This window comes from Methylobacterium tarhaniae, from assembly GCF_001043955.1.
GTDB classification, from domain to species: Bacteria; Pseudomonadota; Alphaproteobacteria; order Rhizobiales; family Beijerinckiaceae; genus Methylobacterium; species Methylobacterium tarhaniae.
On sequence record NZ_LABZ01000245.1, the window covers coordinates 1 to 845 of the forward strand.

The following is an 845-nucleotide window of genomic DNA, read 5'->3' on the forward strand; positions in this document are numbered from 1 at the left end:
GTCGTCCGGGGTCGCCATGCCGCTGGCGTTGAAGAAGTCCTCGTACTGGCGGATGCGCCGGGCCCGGGCATCCGGTGCCTCGCCCTTCGGGGCGATGCAGTAGATCGTCACCTCGGTCTTATCGACGGCGATCGGCCGGTAGGTCCGGATCTGCGAGGAGAACTGGTCCATCAGGTAGACGTTGGGGTAGAGGCAGAGGTTGCGCGAGCGGTTGATCATCCAATCCGCCATCGCCTGCCCGTGCTGCTCCGCCAATTCGCCGCGGCGGTCCCAGTTCGGCCGGTCCTCCGGGTTGGCCCAGGTAGTCCAGAGCAGCAAGTGGCCGTGCTCGAACGAGTAGAAGCCGCCGCCCTGCTTGGCCCAGCCGCCCGCATCCATGGCGCGGGTCTTGTCGACGACGTGCGATTCCTTGCGCCGGCTGGTAGTGGCGGCGTAGTTCCAGTGCGTCGCGCTGACGTGGTAGCCGTCGGCGCCGTTCTCGGTCTGGAGCTTCCAGTTGCCGTCGAAGACGTAGGTCGAGGAGCCGCGCAGGACCTCCAGCCCGTCCGGCGACTGGTCGACGATCATGTCGATGATCCGCGTCGCTTGCCCAAGATGCTCGGTCAGCGGCTTCACGTCGGGGTTGAGGCTGCCGAACAGGAAGCCGCGATAGTTCTCGAAGCGCGCCACCTTGGTCAGGTCGTGCGAGCCGTCGCGGTTGAAGCTCTCGGGATAGCCGGCGCCCTCCGGATCCTTCACCTTGAGGAGCTTGCCGCCGTTGCTGAAGGTCCAGCCGTGGAACGGGCAGGTGAAGGTCGCCTTGTTGCCGCGCTTGTGCCGGCACACCATCGCGCCGCGATGGCTGC

Annotated in this window: 1 protein-coding gene; it reads right to left on the reverse strand. The window is 66.6% G+C overall.

What is annotated here, in order from left to right:
* On the reverse strand, positions 1–845 hold an 845-nt coding region (locus VQ03_RS27155), incomplete at both ends, for an SRPBCC family protein (protein WP_048454041.1).